The organism is Gemmata palustris (genome assembly GCF_017939745.1).
Classification (GTDB): Bacteria; Planctomycetota; Planctomycetia; order Gemmatales; family Gemmataceae; genus Gemmata; species Gemmata palustris.
Genome location: NZ_JAGKQQ010000001.1, coordinates 6,637,727 through 6,659,664, shown reverse-complemented (window position 1 = coordinate 6,659,664; position 21,938 = coordinate 6,637,727). Strand labels below are relative to the sequence as shown.

General features: G+C 67.5%; 12 protein-coding genes. 3 read left to right on the top strand and 9 right to left on the bottom strand.

Annotated features, from left to right (window positions below):
• The first annotated feature begins 11 nt into the window (after window positions 1–11).
• On the top strand, window positions 12–1,376 hold the full coding sequence (locus J8F10_RS27705; RefSeq protein WP_210659547.1) for an ABC transporter permease subunit: 1,365 nt from the start codon (window positions 12–14) through the stop codon (window positions 1,374–1,376).
• 299 nt (window positions 1,377–1,675) lie between these two features.
• Here the strand turns inward: J8F10_RS27705 and J8F10_RS27700 are convergent, their stop codons facing one another.
• Together J8F10_RS27700 and J8F10_RS27695 are read right to left on the bottom strand one after the other, a co-directional pair.
• Entirely contained in the window at window positions 1,676–6,946 is a 5,271-nt protein-coding gene (locus J8F10_RS27700) for a tetratricopeptide repeat protein (RefSeq protein WP_210659545.1), read from the bottom strand.
• 336 nt (window positions 6,947–7,282) lie between these two features.
• Window positions 7,283–8,227 (bottom strand): HEAT repeat domain-containing protein, encoded by a 945-nt coding sequence (locus J8F10_RS27695; protein WP_210659543.1) that lies wholly within the window; start codon window positions 8,225–8,227, stop codon window positions 7,283–7,285.
• A gap of 347 nt (window positions 8,228–8,574) precedes the next feature.
• Between J8F10_RS27695 and J8F10_RS27690 the strand changes: the two genes are divergently transcribed.
• Window positions 8,575–10,074 (top strand): serine/threonine-protein kinase, encoded by a 1,500-nt coding sequence (locus J8F10_RS27690; RefSeq protein ID WP_210659541.1) that lies wholly within the window; start codon window positions 8,575–8,577, stop codon window positions 10,072–10,074.
• Between the two features lie 97 nt (window positions 10,075–10,171).
• On the top strand, window positions 10,172–11,470 hold the full coding sequence (locus J8F10_RS27685) for a hypothetical protein (protein ID WP_210659539.1): 1,299 nt from the start codon (window positions 10,172–10,174) through the stop codon (window positions 11,468–11,470).
• Window positions 11,471–11,499: 29 nt separating this feature from the next.
• On the opposite strand, the gene J8F10_RS27680 is transcribed toward J8F10_RS27685, so the two are convergent.
• The 7 genes from J8F10_RS27680 to cobA form a co-directional block, all read right to left on the bottom strand.
• On the bottom strand, window positions 11,500–12,585 hold the full coding sequence (locus J8F10_RS27680) for a tetratricopeptide repeat protein (protein ID WP_210659537.1): 1,086 nt from the start codon (window positions 12,583–12,585) through the stop codon (window positions 11,500–11,502).
• A 184-nt stretch (window positions 12,586–12,769) separates the two neighbouring features.
• Window positions 12,770–14,164 (bottom strand): MFS transporter, encoded by a 1,395-nt coding sequence (locus tag J8F10_RS27675; RefSeq protein ID WP_210659535.1) that lies wholly within the window; start codon window positions 14,162–14,164, stop codon window positions 12,770–12,772.
• Window positions 14,165–14,459: 295 nt separating this feature from the next.
• Window positions 14,460–15,878 carry an FAD-dependent oxidoreductase gene (locus J8F10_RS27670; protein ID WP_210659534.1) on the bottom strand — a complete coding sequence of 473 codons (1,419 nt, stop codon included), beginning with the start codon at window positions 15,876–15,878 and terminating at the stop codon, window positions 14,460–14,462.
• Complete coding sequence (locus J8F10_RS27665) at window positions 15,875–17,998, bottom strand: molybdopterin oxidoreductase family protein (protein ID WP_210659533.1); 2,124 nt, start codon at window positions 17,996–17,998, stop codon at window positions 15,875–15,877. The genes J8F10_RS27670 and J8F10_RS27665 overlap by 4 nt, the downstream gene beginning before the upstream one ends.
• Window positions 17,995–18,321 carry a Rieske (2Fe-2S) protein gene (locus tag J8F10_RS27660; protein ID WP_210659532.1) on the bottom strand — a complete coding sequence of 109 codons (327 nt, stop codon included), beginning with the start codon at window positions 18,319–18,321 and terminating at the stop codon, window positions 17,995–17,997. Before J8F10_RS27660 ends, J8F10_RS27665 begins: the two co-directional genes overlap by 4 nt.
• A 148-nt stretch (window positions 18,322–18,469) precedes the next feature.
• Window positions 18,470–20,905 (bottom strand): nitrite reductase large subunit NirB, encoded by a 2,436-nt coding sequence (gene nirB / locus J8F10_RS27655; RefSeq protein WP_210659531.1) that lies wholly within the window; start codon window positions 20,903–20,905, stop codon window positions 18,470–18,472.
• Window positions 20,906–20,981: 76 nt separating this feature from the next.
• Entirely contained in the window at window positions 20,982–21,797 is an 816-nt protein-coding gene (gene cobA, locus J8F10_RS27650; RefSeq protein ID WP_210659530.1) for a uroporphyrinogen-III C-methyltransferase, read from the bottom strand.
• Window positions 21,798–21,938 lie beyond the last annotated feature (141 nt).

Genomic DNA, 21,938 nt, shown 5'->3' with positions numbered 1-21,938 from the left:
CGGGTCGATTCATGCGCTGGTCCGTTGTCCGTTTGATCGCCGCCCGCGAGGTCCGCGACCAGTTGCGCGACCGCCGCACGCTGTTCCTCATCCTCGGGCTGCCCGTCCTCATGTACCCGCTGTTCGTGGGCGTGGGGGTTCTGTTCGTCACGGCGCTGAAGGAAAAGAAACTCGTGGTGGGTCTGGTGGGGACCGAGCACCTCCCGCGAGCGGAGCCGGACGTTTCGCCGCTCCTCGGCGGGGCGGGCGGCGCCGCGCACCGGATGCGGACGTACCCCCCGCTCCTCGGCCCCCACGGGCAGGTCGCGCCCGCGGACGCGACGACCGCGCTCGACTCGGCCCCGCTGACCGCCCGGCCGCTCGACGCCGCGACCGACGAGGAACTCGCGGCCCACCTCGCCTCGCGCCGGGCGGACGCGGTCGTGGTGATCGACCCCGACGCCGCGGCGAAACTGGACCGCGGCGAGCGCCCCACGGTGCGCGTGCTCGGGCGCGACGGCGAGGAGAACTCGAAGCTCGCCGTGCAGCGCGTGACGGCCGTGCTGCACAAGTGGGCCGACGACGTGAAGGGCGCCCGGTTCGCGCGCCGCGGGCTGCCCCCGGACTTCGACAAGCCCATCGAGATCCGCGACCCGCAATCGGAGAAGACGAGCGAAAAGAAGATCGCCGACGACCTGCGCGACATGCTGGTGAAGGTGATCCCGTTCCTCCTGGTGATGTGGATGCTCACCGGGGCGATCTACCCGGCCATCGACATGACCGCGGGCGAGAAGGAGCGCGGGACGATGGAGACGCTGCTCATCAGCCCGGCGGAGCGCACCGAGATCGTGGCCGGGAAGTTCCTCGCCACGACCTGCTTCTCGTTCGGCACCGCGATGTGGAACGTGGCGCTCATGCTCGTCGCGGTGGCGGTGGCCCCGTTGGTGGCCCCCGGGCTGTTCGGGCACGGGCTGATTTCGCTGTCGGGATTGGCCGCGTGCATTTTGGCCGCGATCCCGCTGGCGATGCTGTTCGCGGCGCTCGCGCTCGCGCTGGGGATCTTCGCCCGCAGCACGAAGGAGGGGAACTACTACATGGTTCCGCTGTTCTTCGCGGTGCTCCCGCTCGCGTACTGGAGCATGACGCCGGGCATCGAACTGGACGGGTTCACGCGCTGGGTGCCGATGGCGAACGCGCTACTGTTCCAGCAGCGGCTCATGTCCGTGCGCCCGGATGCGTTCCCGTGGCTGCACGCCCCGGCGGTGTTCGGCTCTCTGAGCCTGTGTGTGGCGCTGGCGCTTTACGCGGCGGTGCGCCAGTTCCACCGCGAGGGCGTGCTCTTCCGCGAGAGCGAAGCCGGCAGCAAGGGCGGATGGTCGCTCTTCGGGAAGAAGTGAGAGCGTTAGTCCCGTTTCGGGCCTGTCGTAGCGGTGCAACGAGCCGGGACCGCGAAGGAGCGGGTGTAGTGGCACTCTTTATGTGAGAAAAAGGAAGAACCGCGGATAACGCCGATAACACGGATCAGACAAGAGAATGCTTCGTAGCCCCGCGAGGGTGATAGAAGTAAGTGGAGTGCCCAACAACACCGCCCTTGTGGGCGCGGTTCGCCGGTGACTTGGGGAGAATAACGGCGCAAGCCACGGGGCCGGAACCCTTGCGAGTTCCGGCCCCGTGGCTTGCGCCGTTATTCTTCGGTTTACGGCCGCGCGCGGTCGACCGCGTCGCGGCCCGGCCCCTGGATCGGCGCGAGGGCCGCACTCAGCGTGCGGTTCGGCAACAGTGACGCCCGTTCGCGTTCGGCGCCTTGAGCGAAGTCTTTCTTCGCTTGCTCGTCCTCACCCAGTGCCCAGCGGGTCGCACCCAGGAAGTACCACGCGACCGGATCGGTGGGGTCGTTCTTCGTGGCATCGAGCAGCGCCTTCACCGCCACATCGAAGCGCCCGGCTTTGTAGGCCGCGATGCCCGCGTCCAGTGACACCGCGGCGGCCTTCGGGTCGGTGACCCGGGACACAACCGGCTGGCGGTACTGCGCGACCGGATCGGTCACCGCTTCCAACCCCTGATCCGCGGCCCGTGCCCAGGGTTTGCCCGCTGCGGTCTTGTAAGCCGGACTGCGACGAGCCGCCTGGAACATTTCTTTGGCGTTCGCCAGATCGCCGTTAATCAGGTACGCCGTGCCAGCCACCGTGCGGGCCTTCGCCGCGTCCTCGGAGTCGGGGACCGATCCCGTAATCGCTTTTTCGGCCGCGGCCAGTGCGGGCGCGCTGTCGGCCGGGCGCCGCAGTTCGGTCAGAACGGGCAGCCAAATGTCCATCACCTGCCCGGGCGTGACCGCGTTGACCAACTGCTTCTGGAACTCGATCTCGCGCAGCGCGAACTTTTTCTTCTCCGCTTCGGTCCGGGCCTGTTCTTCCTTCAACGCGACCGCGTGCGTTTCGTTCAACTTGATGACGGCCGCGGTGTGCTCGTCGGTCAACTTCTTCGCATCGATCGCGTACTTGTCGGCGAGCTTCTTGAGTTCCTCTGCGCTGCCGTCCTTGAGTTTCTTCGCCTCGGCCGCGTAGTCGTCGGTCAGCTTCTTCAGCGCGACACCGTGGTCGTCCTTGAGCTTCTTGGTGTCGGTGTCGTACTTCTCGGTGAGGCGCTTCGTTTCCGTTTCGAGTTTGGCGGTCACGGCCTTCGTCGCGGCTTCGGCCTTGTTGAGCCGGTCGGCGATGTCGAGCAACTGGCCGGTGGCCAACCCGCCCCCGCCGATGGCGACCATCGAATTGGGTACAAGTGCCTTCAGGTCCGGCCCGGTTACGCGCGACGCCACGGACTTCGTCGCCGCGAGCACGTCCGCCGGTCCCCACTTGTCCGGGATCGGCGTCACGGGTTTCAGCGCCTCCACCAGCGAGGCGAGCACGTCCTTCTGGTCCTTGACGTCCTTCTCGGCGGTCTTCAGCTCCGCCATCGCGGTGTCAAGCTTCTTCTCGGCGGCCTTCAGGTCAACCGCGGCGGTCTTCAGTTTCTCCTCGGCCTCGGTCTTCCCCTTCTCGGCGGTCTTCGCTTCCTTGTCGAGCTTCGCGACCTCGCCCGTGAGCTTTGTGACCATGTCGCGTGCGGCGGTCACGTCCTTCTCGGCGCCCAGAAGCTTCTCGAGCGCCTTCGCGAGCCCGTCTTTTTTGATCGTCGCGGCCAGTGCGGGGTTACCGTAAATGGACCCGCGCAGCTCCCAGTACGCTTTGAGTTCGTCGCAGGAGCGCGTGAAGATCTGTTCGAGCGGGTCGGAGAGCGGGTTCAGCCCGCGCCCGGCGCTCGCCTTCGCCCGGGCCGCGTGTGCGGCCTTCGCCTTCGCGATCTGATCGACGGCTTCAGTGTACTTTCCACCGGCCGCGAGGTTCACGGCCTTCCAGTAGAACACGCCCGGTTCGGGCTCCTCGTTCTTCGGGGCGTCCTGGAGCAGCAGCGTGGACGCGAAGAGGATGCGTTCCGCGTCGGCCGGTTCGAGGCGCCGGGAGGCACCCGAGGGGCTCGGTGCTTCGAGCGCGTTGAGTTTGTCGAGGAGTGCCTCGAAGGTGGACTTGTACGCGGGGTACTTGCCCATCGCGTCGGTGTACACCTTGCGTGCGGTTTTGGTGTCGCCCGCGATCTCGTGTGAAACGCCCAGCGCGACCGCGGCCTTCACCGCCCGCTTCACGCCGCCCGGCTCCGCGAGCGCCGGCACGTCGGCGAGCACGGCATCGAGCTCCTCACGCGCGGTCTTCAGGTCCGCGTCGTCGGCCGGGACGGTGGACCCATCTTTGAGCGCCTGCACCCGTGCGAACACCCGAATGGGACCGGAACTCGCCTTCTCGACCGTACTGGCAGGTGGGCTGCTCTTGAAGTGTTCGAGGGCCGTCGCGGTGTCCCCGGCCGCGAACGCGGCTTGCGGGTCCACGGTCGCTTGAACGGGTGGGAACCCTCCGGGCGGGCCGCCCGGTCCACCGGGTCCGAACGGCCCACCAGGACCGCTCGGTCCCACCGGGCCGCCGGGAGGTCCGCCGGGAACGAACTGCGCCTTTTTCTCGTTCGGAATCACGCCGCCGAAGTAGACCCCGGCCCAAGCACCACCGGCCGCCAGTGCGCCGATGAGCAGCCCCGCGGCCATGCCGCTTCCGGCCTTTTTCGCGGGCTTGGCCTTCTTTTCGGGCACAACGGGACTGGTACCCGAACCCGTCCCCGCGTCGCTGCCTTTACTGGGTTTGGTCTTGCTCGGCGGGGGCGGTGGGGCGGCCACAGCCTTTCGCTCTTTGTCCTTCGCTTTCTCCTTGTCTTTCCCCTTCTCCTTGGTTCCCGGTTTGCTTTTCACCGGTTCCGAAACCGCGGACCCCTCGGCGGACCCGGACAGCCAGTCCACACTGACGACCGGCTCGCGAGTAGGGTCGGTCGAGGACGGCGCGAGCGAACCCGTGTTCCGCGTGGGCATCTCGGCCGAATCGTCCGGCAGTTCGCCCCGCAGGATCGCGGACAGGGATACCCCGTCGGGCGTAGCGCGCGTCGCGTTCTCGTCCGCGGCCAGCGCCGCGTCGCTCCAATCGACGGAACCGTCCGCTTCTCCCGTGTCCGGCAGTTCGGGCAACTCAAAGTTCGCCGAGCTCAGATCCTGGGCCAGATCGTCGGCCGGGGGGCGCACGACCGTTGCGTTCAACTCGGGGAAGTCCGTGAACTCCACCGCGTCCGCCGGATCTTCGGTCACCTCGACGGGCGGCGGGGCAACTGGATCGCTCGAACCAGTGATCGGGGATTTCAGCCCGGAGAAGATGCTCGACGGGGCCGACGAGAGCGACGGCGGCCCCCCGTTCTTCGACTTACCCTGTTCGGCCAAATCCTCCAGGTCGAAGTCCACCGCGGTGTGGTCCTGGTCGAGCAGGTTCGACCCGCTCTGATCTCGCCAATCGTTGGAATCTTCGGCCTCGTCGAACAGCCCGGCCGGGACCGGTTCGTCGGACACGGTCAGGTCGAATGCACCGTCGACCGGCCCGGTGGTGAGCGTCCGCTCTACGCCGGGGGCCTCCACGCGCACCGAGGACTCGTCCTGCGGTCCGTGCGGCCCCTCGGTGAAATCGCCGAGGATGCTGGACGCATCGGCGTCGTAGGTCGGCGGCGCGCCGTAGTCGGTGGCGTCCGCACCCGGATCTCCGGGCAGGTCGGGCGCGTGCGCGAGGGTAGCGGAATCGAACAGCGGGTTGTCCGGAATCGGCGAAGGCATGTCGTGGATCGACTCGGCGTCCGACCGCTCTGGGTTGAGGAGCCCGGTCCCGCTGTCCGCGTCCGCGAACTCGGCGGCCACGGGCAGGTCGCTGATTCCACCGTCCCGCATGGTGCTGTCGTCCGTCGGCGGGTCGAACGTGAGCGCGACATCGGAGGCCGCCCCCGACTCGGCAGGGGGCGGAGCTTCGATCTCCAGTTCGGCGTCGAAGAATTCGTTCGCGAGCTCCACCGGCTCGGCCGGCGGAACGGGTGCTCCGGCGAAGACGTTCGACCCGTCGACGGCTTCGGCCGCCGGAACGTCTTCCGCGGGGGGCGTACCCGAATCGAGCCACCCGGACGCGGGTTTGACCGGATGCACCGGGTCCGAGGCGCCTAACGGCACCTTCGAGTCGGCCACGGGCGCGGCGGGGGCCGGTGAGACGCCCTCGGCGGGCGCGATCACCTTGCCTTCAAAGTCGATGCTGGCGAACGAGCGCGAGGCACTTGAAATGTTGATGAAGTCGAACGAAGTATCAACCGGGCGCGCGATCGGCTTGGGCGGTAGGGCCGAGTGCGTGTTGGAATCGTTGGCGTCCGGTCCCGGGATCGGCGGCAAATCACTGACCGAGTCCACCCCCTCCGGGAGTTGGAACTCGAACGACGACCCGCCGCGCTGGTGGGTCGGGGCCGCGGGTACAACGGACGGGAGCGCCGGCGTCGAACCCGAAGAACCGGCCCCGGTCGGGAACAGGCTCTTCACGTCCGGGACGCTACCCGACGAACCGCCCGGTCCGGACCCGATCTCGTCGGGCACCAGTTCCGCGACCGGCAGTTCGACCGAACCGAGGGAGAACGACGAGGGGTCCGTGGTCGGTGCGAGGGCGCCGAGCGCGACTGCCGAGTCGCCCTCTTTCGACGCCCCGGGTGCGGGCCGCACGCGGTCCAGTTCGGATATGCTGTCCGGGTCGAAATCGGCCAGGGGCAGTTCGTCCAACCCGAAAATGTCGGGGTCCGAGCCGGCGGGCGGTTTCCCGCTCTCGGGCGCGACGGATGACAGGCCCGCGACCGGAATTTCGATCGACTCGCTCCCGGGGGGAATCGGGAGCGGCCCCCCGAAGCCCGCGGACGAGTCGCCCGTCATAGGCGCGGCCTGAATACCTCCGAGGTTCACCCCGGACGCACCGAGGTTGATCTCGGCGCTGCTCGGGGGCCGGGCCGGGATGTCCGGGAGGGCGCTGAGCACGGGACCGGACGGCGGGTACAAACTCGAAACGTCCGGCAGGCTGGTCGGTTCGATCGGCTCCATCCCGAACGCGGCCGAGGTCGCCTCCGCGAGCGGTGCCGCGGGGTCGAACAGAATGGCCGAATCGCCACTATTAGGCGCGGCCGGCAGGTCCGGGAGCAGGAACGTGCCGTCGGCCGAACCCGGACCGCTCGGGCTGTCGGCCGGCGGCGGCTCGAGCCCGAAATCGCCGAACGAGCCGCGACTGCCGGGCACGTTAATGAAATCGAACGAGCCCTTGGACCCCGGCGCAGCGCCCGGGAGCGGCGGCAGCGCGAAGTCCGTTCCGCTTGTGCCGGCATCCGGTTCCGGGATCGGCAGCAACTCGCCGCCCTCGTCCGGCAACTGAAACTCGAACGACGACCCGCCGCTCCGGTACCCGCCCTCCGGGGGCGCCTCGGATTGAGGGTTTTGCGCGTTCGGGTCGGGTTGGTGGGGGGGCGTCGGCTGCTTCGGATCGTTGGGATTCGACATGGAGGCTGCTCCGTGCGTGCGAGTGGCCGCGGGCCGCGAGCGCGTATCGTGAGATGTTAACCGTTGTTGGGGCGAGCCGCGCCGGGGCGGAACGATTTTTCGACGCTTTTCCGGCGCAGTCGGCCGAATCGTCGGAACCCGTGGCACTTGCCCGCGCCCCCGGCCCTACCATCGTACCCGACGCTTGCCCAAACCGGTAATTCGATTCATTCGGCAAAATCGTTTCAGATGCGTCAAAAGTCGTAAGGTCGAGGGTCGTAAAGTCGGAGACCCGCCCATTGGGGTTCGACTTTACGACCTTCGACCTTACGACTTTTGACAGCGCAGCGAAGTGAACTACTTCTTCCAGAAGACCGCGTTCTGAATGGCGCTCTCGATTCGGGTCGGTTCGGGGGCGATGACGACCCCGGCTTGAACGACCCCGTCCCACTTCTCCGGGTCCGGAGGGAGTTGCTTACCGGTCAGTTTCACGAGCCCCGCGTGAGACTGCCGAGCCAGAATCACATCCTTGCCGGCTTCCTGTTTGAGCACTTGTGCGAGCGCGACGACCGCGTCCGGTTGGCGGCAGTTGCTCAACCCGCGGACCGCGGCTTGACGGATCTCCGGGTCGTCGCTCCCGGGCACCACGGTGTCCGGGCCGGCTGCGCCCGTGACGGTGGCGAGGAACCGAGCCGCTTCCGGTTTGTGCGTGCCGCCGAGCGACTCCAGGCACCGACACCGCAGTGCCGAGACCGTGTCCGGGGCGTAGCCCGCCGGCCCCTTGAGCGGCATCCCCGGGTCCACACCGGTGCGCGTCGGCGCGCGGTTCGCGCTCGCGCCGCCACCGACCGGAATGACCGTCAACGGGTCCGGCCCGCTCGGGCGCGTGCGTTCGGCTTCCGATAAGCCGTCGGCCGTCTGGTACGCCGTCATCAGGGCCGCGGTCACGCGCGCGTCCTCGAACCGGCCGAGCGCTTCAATGGCCGCGAACCGCAGCACGGGGCTGGGGTCGGTCGTCGCGGACCGCGTGAGGATCTCGAGGATCTGGTCCTGGTCCTCCTGCGTGCCCTTATTAACTGCCGGCTCCTTGAGCCGGTGCATGGCCTTTGCCCGCTCGTCGCCGGAGCGCGGCGGGTCGGCCCGCAGCACCACGACCGGGTCTTCGGGCGAAATCACCTTGCCCACGGTCTTGAACGGTGCGTCGCGGAACTTTCGGCTGGTAACCGCGTCCCACATATTGGCACACCCGGTCGGCAGCAGGGCCGCGGAGGCCGCGACGGCGATCGTCAGTGCCCGGTACACGTTTCCCCCGGCCCGCAACGGGCGGCGATTTAGTCACGGAATGAATCCGGGCAATAGCGACGGTCGGGGGGCGGGTCAACCGCAAGCGGAGCGCGGAATTCGGACCCGGGGCGGAAGTTAAATGGGAGACGACAAAAATCAGATAACGGGAATTAGAGTGAAACCGCCCAGCGGGTGCCGAATCGCGGCCCGCGCCGGGCGCCTTCCGTGTGTTGCGAGCCCGTTTTGGCCCGCCTCTTGCTTCCGACTGCTGACCCTCATGGTTGCGTGCCCGGCGCGCGGGTGGTAAGGTATTCACATCCGGCGATCGCGCCCCCGATCCCTTCATCTAATTGTCGCTGGCGGGTATGGCTGTTAACCTCGATGCCTCTGGAATCGGCCAACTGGCCCTCCGTCTCGGCCTGGTTGCCCCCGATCAAATACGAGACGGGCTCGACGAACTGGGCGACAAGAAGGCCCCGGCCACCGACATGGTGCGGTTGCTGGAGCGCAAGCGCCACCTCACGCCCTGGCAGGGGAACAAGCTGCTCAAGGGCGACCTCGACGGCTACTTCCTGGGCGGGTACCGGCTCCTGTACAAGATCGCGTCGGGCAGTTTCGGGCGCGTTTACCGCGGGGACGACCCGCGCACCGGGCAGGTCGTCGCAGTGAAGGTGCTCCGCAACAAGTGGACGATCGACAAGCAAAAGGTCGAACTGTTCCAGCGGGAAGGGAAGCTCGGGCTGACCATCCGGCACCCGAACATCGTGTCCGTCCTCGCGGTGAACCAGGACTCGAAGACCGGCCAGCACTTCATCGTGATGGAGTTCGTCGAGGGCGGGAACCTGCGCGACCTGCTCCAGGCGCGGAAGAAGCTCACCGCCGACGAAACGCTCCGCATCATGGACGAGTGCGCGCAGGGGCTCGCGTACTCTCAGGCGCGCGGGCTGACCCACCGCGACATCAAACCGACGAACATCCTGATCGCGGTCTCGACCGGGCAGGCGAAGCTCGTGGACTACGGGCTCGCCGAGATCAGTCAGGGGTCGTCCGTTCACCTCCAGCGCCAGGACGACCGCGACGACGACGTGGCCGTGGACCGCACGGTCGATTACGCCGGTCTCGAAAAGGCGACCGGTCAAAAGGCCGGGGACGTGCGGAGCGACATTTATTTCCTCGGCTCGGTTCTTTACGAGTGCCTCACCGGGCAGCCGATCATGCCGGTGACGAAGGACCGGCAGGCGCGCATGCAGGCCCGCCGGTACATGGACGTGGAGGACACGCTGCGCCAGAACGGTCCCGGGCTCGGGATCACGCCCCCGCTCATGCGCCTGCTCGCCAAAATGCTCGCGTTCGAGCCGGCCCAGCGGTTCCAGACCCCGACGCAACTGGTCGAGGCGCTGCAGGCGTGCCGCGCGGACCTCACGACCGGACCCGGCCAGGCGCGGGGGCCGGTCGGCCCGAAGACGCTGTTCGTGGTCGAGCAGAACCAGAAGCTCCAGGACGCATTCCGCGACCGGTTCAAGGCCGAGGGGTACCGGGTGGTGCTCACGATCGACCCCGGACAGGCCGTGAAGCGGTACCAGCAGCAGGGGTACCACGCGCTCATCATCGACGCGCGAACGGTGGGCCGCGAGGGGGTGACCGCGTTCAACGACGTGCTCCGCGCCGCCGACAACGCGGGCATGGAGGTCGGCGCGATCCTGATCCTCGGGCCGGACCAGGCGAACTGGAAGGCCCAGGCCCGCGCGCACGCGCACGGGGCGGTCCTGGTCGACCCCGGCGTGACGATGAAGCAGTTATTGCGCACCCTGAACGAGCTCTCCCAAAACGGTGCCGCGGACGATCCGGCGCCGGACGCCGACTGATCTGCCCCGTAACGTCCCTTCCCCCCTCCCGCGCACCTTCGTACACTGACCGAGCGAAGGATTCCTCTCGTTCCCATGACGGAGCGGGTCTGCCCGCATGTCGATCGTTCTGTCTCTTACCGGCCAACTCGACCTTGCGGAGCGCTTATCGCGCACCGAAGCCCGTGACTGGTTGGCGCGCGCCGCCGTCTGGTTCGAGGGCATCGGTGACGCGGTGCTGGACGCGCACGTCGTGCGCGACGGCGACGAGCGGCCGGTGCTGCTGGTCGCACTGCACCCGGCCGCCCCCGCCGCCGAGGTCCGGCTCGGCGCGAGCGGCCGGCTCCGCGTGAGCGCCCCCACCGGGGTGCCCGGCCCCGGTTACCACATTCACTTGTGCGACCTGTTCCGCCAGATGGCCGACGAGTTCGAGTTCGAGTGGGTCGCGGACGACTGCGCCGACCCCACGAACTATTTTCACTCGCGGGACCGGGGTGCGTGCGAGCGGGCCTTTCTCCGCTGGCTCGCCGAAGTGTGTGCGACCCGTCCCAAGAGCATCGGGTTGCCAACGAACCACGGGTTCACCTACTACGCAGAAGTGCTCACGCCACTCGGCCCGCGGACTCACACGTGGGCGACCGAGGTGGCCGCGAACCCCGAAAAGGGGCGCGACTTCTTCGCGTGGTGGAGCCCGGACCTGGACCCGATGTTCTACCGCGGGCGCGCGTTGGTCCGAATGTGGCTGGACTTCTTTTGGCGCCCGCCGCTCTCGGAAGCGGAGGGCGAACTCGCGGACCAGATCGCCAACGACCTCGCCAGCTCGTTCAAACTGGACCCGGCCGCCGAACTGCCGTGGGCCGAGTGGCTCGAACTGCTGACGGCCATCGCGGGCGACGAGGACGGGTACTGCGTCACGCCGAACGACGAGGGGCTGAGTATCGAGCTGTGGAAGCACATGGGGCCGCTCCCCGCGCCCGGAGCGAAAGACCGGATCGGGTACCGCCGGTTCGCGGTGCGTGTGCCGCTTGACGGCGGGTGGTCCGTAGAAGTGCCCGGCGAACTGGCCCGCGAGCGGAACGACGATCGCACCTGGACCGCGTGGGACCGGACGCGGACCGTTTGGTTCCACCCGCTCCGGTTCACCAAACCCGGCGGCGAACCGCCCACCGCAGCGGAAACGGCGGAAGTGGGCCGCAAGAGCCTCCCCGAGGGCGAACCGCTCCCGGGGTTCGACCGCGACGGGTTGCGCGGGGAGGCCGTGTTCGGCCCGGTCGAGGAAGACGGGCGCACGCTCTGGCGGCTCAGCGGCGTCACCGGCGCGCCGGGGCAACTGGCCGTGTGCAACGTGTACATCGAGAACGAAGCCGACCGCGACTGGGCCGTGCGCACGTGGCACTCGCTCCGCCCCGGCCCGTAGGGGCAAAGCACGTGCCGGCCTTCTGCGGCCTACTTCTGTTCGCTACGCGGTTTGGACGTGGGGGTTTCGGGCGCTGGTGGTTTAATTGCGACGCCCTTCGGCGGGATCGTTCGGAACGCCTTCTCGCTCTCGTACAACTTGAGCTTCTCGCGGGTACCGGCCCCGAACCGCTTCTCGTACTCTTTATCGGTCAGCACTTTCTTCTGGTACTCGGTCGCTTTCGCGAAGTCGCCGGTTTCGGCGCAAGCGGCGGCGAGCGTTTCCAGCAGCAGCGGTTCGTTGAACCCGGTTAGTTCGCACGCCCGCTTCGCGAGTTCGAGCGCCCGCTTGCCGTTTCGCACGGTCCCGTCCGGGCACGTGGCCAGGAGCCACGCGAGGTCGTCCATCAGGAGCGTGCTCGTCGGATCGAGTCGGCCGGCTTCGGCGAAGTCCCGCGCGGCCTGTTCGTAATCCCCCTTCCGCTGATAAACCAGTCCCCGGTTGCGCCACGGCGTGGAATACTTCGGGTCCGACTTGATCGCAGCAGTGTAGTCCTCGATGGCCGCGTCGAGCCGCCCCTTGGCCTCCCACAGCACGCCGCGGTTGTTGAGCGCGACCGAGTACCCGGGTTCGAGGCGGAGCGCTTCGTCGTAGTCCTTGACCGCGCCGTCCGGGTCGCCCTTCGCGCGCCGCGCACGGCCGCGCTCGACGTAGAGCGAGAAGTGCGGGTCGAGGTCGATCGCGGCCGTCAGGTCGTCGATCGCGCCGTCGTGGTCCTTGTTGAGGACGCGCACGGTCGCGCGGTTGCGGTACGCCCACGTGTTCTTGCTGTCGGCCTTGATCTTCTCGCTGAAGAACTTCTCGGCGCCGGCCGCCCGCACCACCTCGGCCTTTTTCACCCGCCCGACGTAAGGGCCGGGGTGAATCACGTGCCGGATTTCGAGCCACTCTCCGAGCTCGCGCGCGACCGTGCCGGAATAGGAGAACTCGCCGATGGCCTTGCCGCTCGCGTCGCACAGAGGGAGCCGGTCCTTGATCGGGAATACCGTCTGTCCGACCCACTCGTCAGCGGCACCGGCGCGCGCGGGTACTGGCGCCAGGCCGAGCAACACAAGAACCAGGGGGAACCGTCGCATGGTGTGTCTCCACGGTGGCGGATGCACAAATTGTCGATCGGTGGGCCACAGAACGCAAGTGGGCGGGCGCACCAAAACACTTCAACCCGTACCAATTTAGTACGGGTTGAAGAAGTATTATTCACGATCGGGGCGCGGTGAATGCGCCGCGCCCCGATCGTGGGTTGTGTTATGACGGCGCGCGCTACCGGGCCGAAGAGACGACTTCGGAAACCGGTTCGGCCTTCGGCGCGAATTTTCTCGCCCCGACCGCACCGGCAGCGAACCAGACCGCGCTCACAACAGTGAGGGCGAGCAGCGCGGCGAACGTGCTGCCCGGTACCGCGGCCCAGGCCAACGGGAACAGCACCCCTCCCAGTGCCCCCAGCAGACCGACCAGCCCGCCCACCGCGCCGACTTCGCGCGGGAAGTGGTCCGGGATCAGCTTGTAAACGCTCGCCTTACCGACGCCCATTCCCACACCGAGCACAAACAGCACGCCGGTAAACGCCCATACGCCCAACCCGAGTGGCAGCGACAGCACTGCACCCGATACGAGCATCGCCCAGAACACCGCGACCATGACCCCGCGCGCGCCGAACCGGTCCGAGAGCCACCCGCCGAGCGGCCGGAGCAAACTCGCGGGGAATACGAAGCAGACCGCCGCGAGGAACCCGATCCACTTCGAGAGGTAATCGAGATCCGCCTTCACCGCCGGGTTCGCGGCCATGTACGCGGCATAGCCCTCGCCCTTCAAGCCTTTAATGCTGTCGAATTCCGAAACGAGTTGGGCGTTCAACCCCAGGCCCGCAGCAAGTTCCTTACCATAGTTCGCGAAGTAGAACTGGGGCAGCACGCCGGAGAGTGCGACATACGCGCCGAACACGACGGTGTACTGAAGGCCGTACTCCCACACCCGCGCGTGTTTCATCGGGGCGACGAGTTCCGACAGTGCCCGCCCGCGTGCCGGGGTGCGGTCCTCGCGCGGCGACAAGAACCAAACGGCCGCGGCCATGAGTACGAGCAGCCCCGCGTACACGACGGGGATGAACCGCCACCCGCCGGGAACCACGCCATCCAGGAAGCCCGTGGCCGGCACGAGTGCGATCAGCATCGGGCCGAACAGCTTCGTGACCGAAGCCCCGACGTTACCCGCACCGAAGACGCCGAGTGCGGTTCCCTGCCGGTCCTTGGGGAACCACGCCGCGTTCCACGCGATCCCCACCGAGAACGAGTTCCCCGCGACACCGTACAGGACCGCACAGATCAGTAACTCGTAATAGCTCGTCACGCGGCTCACGAAGAACGTCGGCAGAACGGTGAGAAGGATGAGTGCGGTCAGTACCCGGCGCCCGCCGTAGCGGTCGGTCCAGATGCCGAAGTGGAACCGGCCGAGCGAGCCGGACAGAATGGCGGCGATGGTCAGATTGTAGAGCTGCCCGTCGGTGAGTCCGAGTTCGGGCTTGATCTTGATGCTCAGCATTCCGAGCATCAGCCAGACGGCGAACAGCAGCGTGAACGCGACGGTGGACAGCACGAGCACGCGCGCACGCAGCCCGGCCGCGGACGCATCCGCGGTGGATCGGGAGTCGGAGTTCATGGAGCGACTGCCTCTCGGGTTCAGAGGGACGGAATAACCGGGAGAGAGATTGGTTCGTCGGGTGTTCCTGTGAGCGGCGGGAAGAGTCGCCGCGTTCGCCTGCGCTTCTTTCTTTCGGTGCTCGGTTCGGGATCATCACAACGGGCGAACGAGCCGCGACCGCAAGGGAGCGGGGTGCGCTACAGATCCTTCGTCGTCCCGACTCAACACCAGAGTGTCGCAGCACCGCTCCCTTGCGGTCGCGGCTCGTTATTCGGGCAATCGCACCTCACAGCTCAACGGAACTCGAAACCAATCAGCCGACCGCAGCGGTGGCGTGGGTCGTCAGTAGGCTGGTGAGTTGCCCGCGACACGACCCGCAGCCGGTCCCGGCACGGGTCGCGTTGCAGAGCGCGGGGAGCGTGTCGCAGCCGTCCCGGATCGCTTCGATGACGGCCGATTCGGTCACATGGTTGCAGTTGCACACTTCGCGCTCGGCGGGCGTCGATACCGCGTTGCCGGTCGCGAGCACGTCGAGGCGGTTGGGCGGAAGCGGTTCGTCGCGGTCGTACATCTGCACCAGCCCGGGCGCGGCTTCCGTGCAGCCGACGAGCATCGCCCCCGCGAGCTTGCCGTCGCGCACCACGAGTTTGCGGTAAACGCCGCGCCGCTCCTCGAATACCTGCACCACTTCGTCCGTCGGGAATTGCGCGTCCGGCGTGCCGAAACTGGCCACCTCGACGCCCGCGACCTTCAACCGGGTGTACACCTTCGACCCGCGGTACCGGGCACGCGGGTTCGCGCCGGTGAGCACATCGGCCAGTACCGCGCACTGTTCCCAGATGGGTTGCACGAGCCCGTACACCTGACCGTCGTGTTCCGCGCACTCGCCGACCGCGTACACGCCGGGCACCTGCGTCGCGAGCAGATCGTTCACGAGAATCGCGCGATTTACTGGAACCCCGGACGCTTTGGCGACTTCGGTGCGCGGAACGATCCCGCACGCGAACACGACGAGATCGGCCGGGACCACGTCGCCGGCGCGCATCTTCACGGCTTCGACGTGCCCGTTCCCGATGATTTCGTCCGCCGTGGTGCCGGTGCGGACGAAGATGCCCATTTTCTCGATCGCGCGCCGGAGCAGTTCCCCGCCGGACTTGTCGAGTTGGGCGTTCATTAGCACCGGGTTGAGGTGCAGAACGGTCACGTGCAGCCCGAGATCGCACAACGATTTGGCCGCTTCGAGCCCGAGCAACCCGCCGCCCACAACAACCGCGCTGCTCCCCGGGCGGGCGCGGTCGCGAATCGCCATGCAATCTTCGATCGTGCGGAACACGTGAACGCCGGCCCGCGGCGAGCCGTCGTCGCTCCTCAGACCCTCGATTTGGGGCACGAGGGGTGAACTACCCGTCGCAAACACGCACACGTCGTAGGGGTGAACGTCGCCCGTGCTCGTGGTGAGGCGCCGGGTGACGGGGTCGACCTTCGTGACCCGCACGCCCGAGTGGAACGCCACCCCGCGGGCGGCGAACCACTCGTTGGACTTCAGTTCGATCTCGTCCGGGGTGCCCCCGGTGAGCACGCGCCCGAGCAGGATACGGTTGTACGACCCGCGCGCTTCTTCACCGTACACCGTGATCTCGAAGACCCCGGTGGCGTTCCGGCGAACGAGTTCGTCGAGGAGCCGGCTGGCCGCCATGCCGTTGCCGATAATCGCGAGGCGCTTCTGCGTCATGTCTTCACTCCCGCGATGCGAACGGCCGCGAGCTTGAATTCGGGCATCCTGCTGACCGGGTCGAGGGCCGCACTCGTGAGCAGATTCGCTGCGGACCGACCGCCCCAGTGGAACGGCGCGAACAGTGTGTCCGGGCGGATGTCCGGAGTCACTTCGGCCACAAACTCTACCTTCGCGCGCCGGCTCTCGACCGTGACGCGGCTCCCGGTGACCACGCGGTGGCGCCGGGCGAGGCGCGGGTGGATCTCCAAGCGCGGGACCGGTTGTGCGTTCACGAGCCGGCCCACGGTGCGGGTCTGGGCGCCGGAGTTGTAGTGCTCCTTGTAGCGCCCCGTGGTGAAGATCAGCGGGAACTCTGCGTCCGGCTCCTCGCCCGCGGCGCGGTGCTCGACGGCGAAGAACTTCGCGCGCCCGTCCGCGTGGGCGAACCGGTCCGTGAACATCCGCGGTGTGCCGGTGTGCTCCTCCGACGGGCACGGCCAGAACACGCCGTCCTGGTGCTCGATCTTCGCGTAAGTGATGCCCGAGTAGTCGGCCGGGGCGCCGGCGGTGGCGCGGCGCAATTCGTTGAAGGCGCTCTCCGCGGTTCGGAAGGCAAACTTCTCTCCGCACCCGAGGCGCGTGGCGAGTTCGTGGAGCACGTCGAGGTCGCTGCGCGGGCCGGTCGGCGGGCGCGCCACGATGCGCCGGCGGATCACGCGGCCCTCCAGGTTGGTCATCGTGCCGTCTTCCTCCGCCCACTGGAATACGGGAAGGAAGACGTGTGCGTGTGCGGAGGTCTCGTTGTGGAACGCATCGCACACAACGAGTAATTCGAGCGCCTGGAGTTTCGGAATGAGGCGCGACAAGTGCGGCGCAGCGACCGCGACGTTCGACCCCATGACGAACAGGCTGCGCACGCCACCGGAGCCGAGCGAATCGAGCAGCTCACAGGCGCTCTTTCCCTTTCGCGGGAGCGCGGACGGTTCGACGCCCCACACTTTGGCGATGGCCGCCCGGTGTGCGTCCACTTCGATCAGGCGGTAACCGGGGAGCTGGTCCGCCTTCTGACCGTGCTCGCGGCCCCCCTGACCGTTGCCCTGCCCGGTGAGCGTGCCGTAACCGCTGTGCGGCTTGCCCACCTTGCCCAGCGCGAGCATCAGATTGATCCAGGCGTGAACGCTGTCCACGCCCTTGCTGTGCTGCTCCGTTCCGCGGCCTGTTAAGAGCATCGAACTGCGAGCGGTCGCCAGCCACCGCACCGCTTGCCGTAATTGTGCTTCTGGGATTCCCGTGAGGCGCTCGACGCGGGCCGGGTGGTACTGGAGCGCGACCGCGCGGGCCGCGTCGAACCCGGTCGTGCGGTCCGAGATGTAGCGCTCGTCGGTGAGGCGCTCTTCGATGGCGACGTAGAGCAGGCCGTTCGCCAGCGCGAGATCCGTTCCCGGTGTGACTTGAAGGAACAGGTTCGCGACGCGGGCGGTCTGAGAGCGGCGCGGGTCCGCCACGATGAGGCGCCCGCCCGCGGACTTTTGCCGGTCGAACCACTGCATCATCGGCGGGAGCGTGTCGGCCGTGTTCGCGCCGACGAGCATCACCACTTCCGCGTGCTCCACGTCCGCGACCGGGAACGGCAGCCCGCGATCGAGCCCGAACGCGCGGTTCTGGGCCGCGGCCGCACTCGACATGCAGAACCGGCCGTTGTAGTCGATATTCGCCGTACCGAGCGCGACGCGGGCGAACTTCCCCAACAGGTACGCCTTCTCGTTCGTCAGCGCACCGGACCCGAACACGCCGTTGGCATCCGCGCCGTGCTGTTCGCGGATCGCGATCAGCTTCGCGGCGACGAAATCGAGCGCCTCGCCCCACGTCGCCTCGCGCCACGCGCCGAGTGCGTCGCGGAGCTGCGGGGTTGTGATGCGCTGCGGGTGCCGGAGCAGCGTCGCCGAGGTCCAGCCCTTGATGCAGAGCTGCCCGTTGTTCACCGGGAAGTGCGGATCGCCAGTCACCCGCGGCAAATCACCGCCAAGGTCCTCGCCCATCAGGATGCCGCACTGGAACGCGCAGTACGGACAGTGCGTGCGCACGCCGAGCGCCTGTGCGGGGAGCGTGCTCAAGGGGATCGGCGGGATCGCGCTCACGACAGCGGCACCGTTACGAACACCGTGCCGTCGCGCACTTCGGTCGCATAGGCCTGGATCCCGCACACGCTCTCCTGGTCGCACGCGCCCGAGTTTCCGTCGAAGCGGAAGGCGTGCAACGGACACACCACCTGCTCGCCGATCAGCATCCCGTCCGCGAGCGGGCCGCTCTTGTGCGGGCACTTGCCGTCGACCGCGAACACCTGGCCCTCGCGCCCGAGGAACACTGCGATCGGGCGCCCGCCGACCTCGAACCCGCGCCCGAGTCCGGTCGGGAGGTCGGCGAGCGTGCAGAGTTGGACTCGCGTAACAGTGGCTGTCATGAAACGGCTCTCCGCGTCGGTGGTTCACTCGCTCCGCGAGCGGGTTTCGGGGCGTTCTTGGCGGGTCGCGTGACCCTCGGGCCGTACCGGGTCCGGGCACCGCTCGACGTGCGAGCGGGCCACACTACAGGCGAGATCAATCAGAGAGTCACAGCACCGGGAGCGGTACCCGCTTCGTGTCCTCGAACTGGCCGGCGTACACGGGCTGGTCGCGCTCCAGCCACGGGTCGACGTAGGCCGCGACTGTCTTCTCCACTTCCACATCGAGCGCGGCACAGATCCCGAGCGCGTCGTTCACAATGATTTCGCGCACCTTCTCGATGCCGAGCCGCGGGACGAAGTCGTAGGTGCGCTCGAGCCACTTCGCGTTGTCGCGGTAGTAGATAAGGAACCGGCCGATCACGCGGAGCGCGTCTTCCTTCGTGGTCACGCGGCACAGTACCTCGGTCTTGCGGACGTGCGCGCCGGCCGCACCGCCGACGCTCACTTCCCATTCGCCGCCCTCTGTGGCGATCACGCCGACGTCCTTGACGGTCGATTCGGCACAGTTCCGCGGGCACCCGCTCACCGCGAGTTTCACCTTCGCCGGGAACTCGAACCCCTGGAACCGCTTCTCCAGATCGATCCCGAGGCCGGTGCTGTCGTTCGTTCCGTACCGGCAGAACTCGCTGCCGACGCAGGTCTTCACGGTGCGAAGCGCCTTCGTGTAGGCGTGTCCGCTGGGCATCCCGAGATCGGCCCACACGCCGGGCAGGTCTTCCTTCCTGATGCCGAGCAAGTCGATGCGCTGACCGCCCGTGAATTTCACCATCGGCACCGCGTACTTCTTCGCGACGTGCCCGATCTTGATGAGGTCTTCGGCCGTGGTGATGCCGCCGTAGATGCGCGGGATCACCGAGAACGTGCCGTCCTTCTGGATGTTCGCGTGAACGCGGTCGTTGATGAACCGGCTGTCGCGCTCGTCGATGTACTCCGTGCCCCAAATGCTCTTGAGCATCGACGCCAGCCCGTTTCGACTCTTCTCGTCGTCGCCCGCGCCGAGTTCGCGGAGCACCGCGGACACGCTCTTCAGCCCGCGGGCCTTTACTTCCGCGACGAGTGACGGTTTGTCGAGCGGGACGGCCGCGACGAACCACGACTCGCTCGGGTCGGCCTTCACGCCGCCCGCGACCGCTTCGATCAGCCCCTTTACGAGCGTCTTGCACGAACCGCAGCCGGTGCCGGCGCGCGTCGCCTTACCGACCGCGGGGACGGTACACTTGCCCCCCTTGATCGCCGTAACGATGGTGCCCTTGCACACGCCGTTGCAGTCGCAGATTTGGTGCGAGTCGGGCAGGTCCGCGAGCGAGACTTCCTTTTTCGCCGATCCCGCGGTGAAGAAGAGTTCGAGCCGGCGGTCGGGCACGGGTGCCCCCGCGTGGAACAGACGCATGAGGTCGTCCGCGGGTGCGAGGTCACCGAGGAGACACGCGGCGCTCACCTTTCCGTCGCGAATGATGGCCTTCCAGTAAACCTGGCGCGCCGGCTCGCTGAACTGCACCACTTCGTCGGTCGGCTGGAGGTCGTTGATGCGCCCCATGCTCGCGAGTTCGACGCCCATCACCTTGAGCTTGGTCGCAATCTTCGAGCCGGTGTAGGTCGCGGTCGCGTCCGCACCGGTGAGCACCTTCGCGAGCACCTTCGTCTGCTCCCACAGCGGGGCCACGAGACCGTAGATCATCCCGTTGTGTTGAACGCACTCGCCCACTCCGAACACCGCCGGGTCGTTCGTGCGGAGCTGGTCGTCCACGACGATCGCTTTGTCGCAGGTGATGCCACACTCTTTCGCGAGTTCCGAGTTCGGCCGGATGCCGGCGGAGATCACCACCATGTCGGCGGGGATCTCGGAGCCGTCCGCGAACTTCACGCCGGTCACGTTCATGTGGCCAAGCAGTTCCTTCGTGACCGTGCCGGCGCGCGCCTTGATGCCGAGGTTCGCGATGGTCTGGCCGAGTACTTTTCCGCCGGCCTCGTCGAGTTGCACGCTCATCAGCCACGGGCTCATTTCGACGACCGTGACCTCGACGTTGTGCGTCATCAGCCCCTTGGCGGCTTCCAACCCGAGTAGCCCACCACCGATCACGACCGCGGTCTTGCGCCCCTTCGCGTACTCGGCGATGTTGCGGCAGTCGTCCAGCGTGCGGAACGCGAACACCCCGTGGAGCGGCGTACCCGGGATCGGTGGGATGAACGGCTTGCTGCCCGTTGCGAACACGAGGTAGTCGTACTCGACCGAGAAGTCTTCCGCGTAGACGAGTTTCGCCTCACGGTCGATCTTCGTCACGCGCTTCCCGGCGTGTAGGGTGATGCCGTTCTCCTCGTACCACGCGAGCGGGTTGAGGAAGATTTCCTTCGCGTCCTGGGTGCCGTTGAGCACATTCGACAGGAGGATGCGGTTATAATTGCCGTAGGGTTCATCGCCGAACACGGTGATGTCGAACCGGGACGGGTCGCACGCGAGCACGTCTTCGAGTAGCCGTGCCCCGGCCATCCCGTTCCCGATCACGACCAGCTTCGGCTTCTGCGGGTGGAGTGCGCGAATCATCCCGGAGCTCCTTCTTGGCGAACGACTGGTGCGAGCCAGCCGGTGAGAGCGATCGGTTCCTAGTGAACGACTCGTGTCAGTCGGTTGAGCGGACAAATTCTGTTGAGGTCGGTCCCGGCGCAGCGGTCGCGTTGGCCGCGAGCCCGAGTAGCTTTTCGCGGAAGCGGACGACCTCGCCGATGACGAAGATCGCCGGACCGCGAATCGTGGCGGCTTCGACCCGGCCACCGATGTCGTTCAGGTCGCCCACGAGAACGCGCTGGGCGGGGAGCGTGCCGGACTCGATCACCGCGGCCGGCGTGCTCGAGGAGAGCCCGCTGTCGTTCAACTTCGCCGCGATCTTCGCGACGTGGCGCACGCCCATGTAAAACACCACGCCCGGCATCCGTGCGAGGGCGCTCCAGTCGAGGGTGCAGTCCGGTGAATCGGGGTCGTGGTGCCCGGTTACGAGTGCGATCGCCTGCCCCGCGGCGCGGTGCGTGATCGGGATGCCCGCCGCGGCACACGCGCCCGCGGCCGACGTCACGCCCGGGACGATCTCGAACGGCACGCCGGCTTCCGCGAGCACCTCGGCTTCTTCGCCGCCGCGCCCGAAGACGCACGGGTCGCCGCACTTTAATCGGCACACCGATTTGCCCGCGCGGGCGAACCGCACGAGCGCGTCGTTGATCGTTTCTTGCTTGGCGGAGCCGACGCAGTACCCGCGCTTCCCGACCGAAACGAGTTCCGCGTGCGGGCCGACTTCTTCGAGCAGCTCGGGGGAGACGAGCGCGTCGTGAAGTACGACATCAGCGGACCGCAGGACGCGGAGCCCGCGTACAGTGATGAGGTCCGGGGCGCCGGGACCGGCCCCGACCAGATACACCACCCCTGCTGACGCGAACCGGCCCACGGCGTCCTCCGGGCAATACGGTCCCCGGCGCGGACCGGGAAGAGTCGGTCCACGCGCCGGGGATAAGTTTGAGTGATCCGTTCGTTGTTATGCGGTTCGGGGATTGCATTTGGTGTGCCAGACTAGTGGAACGCCACAAGC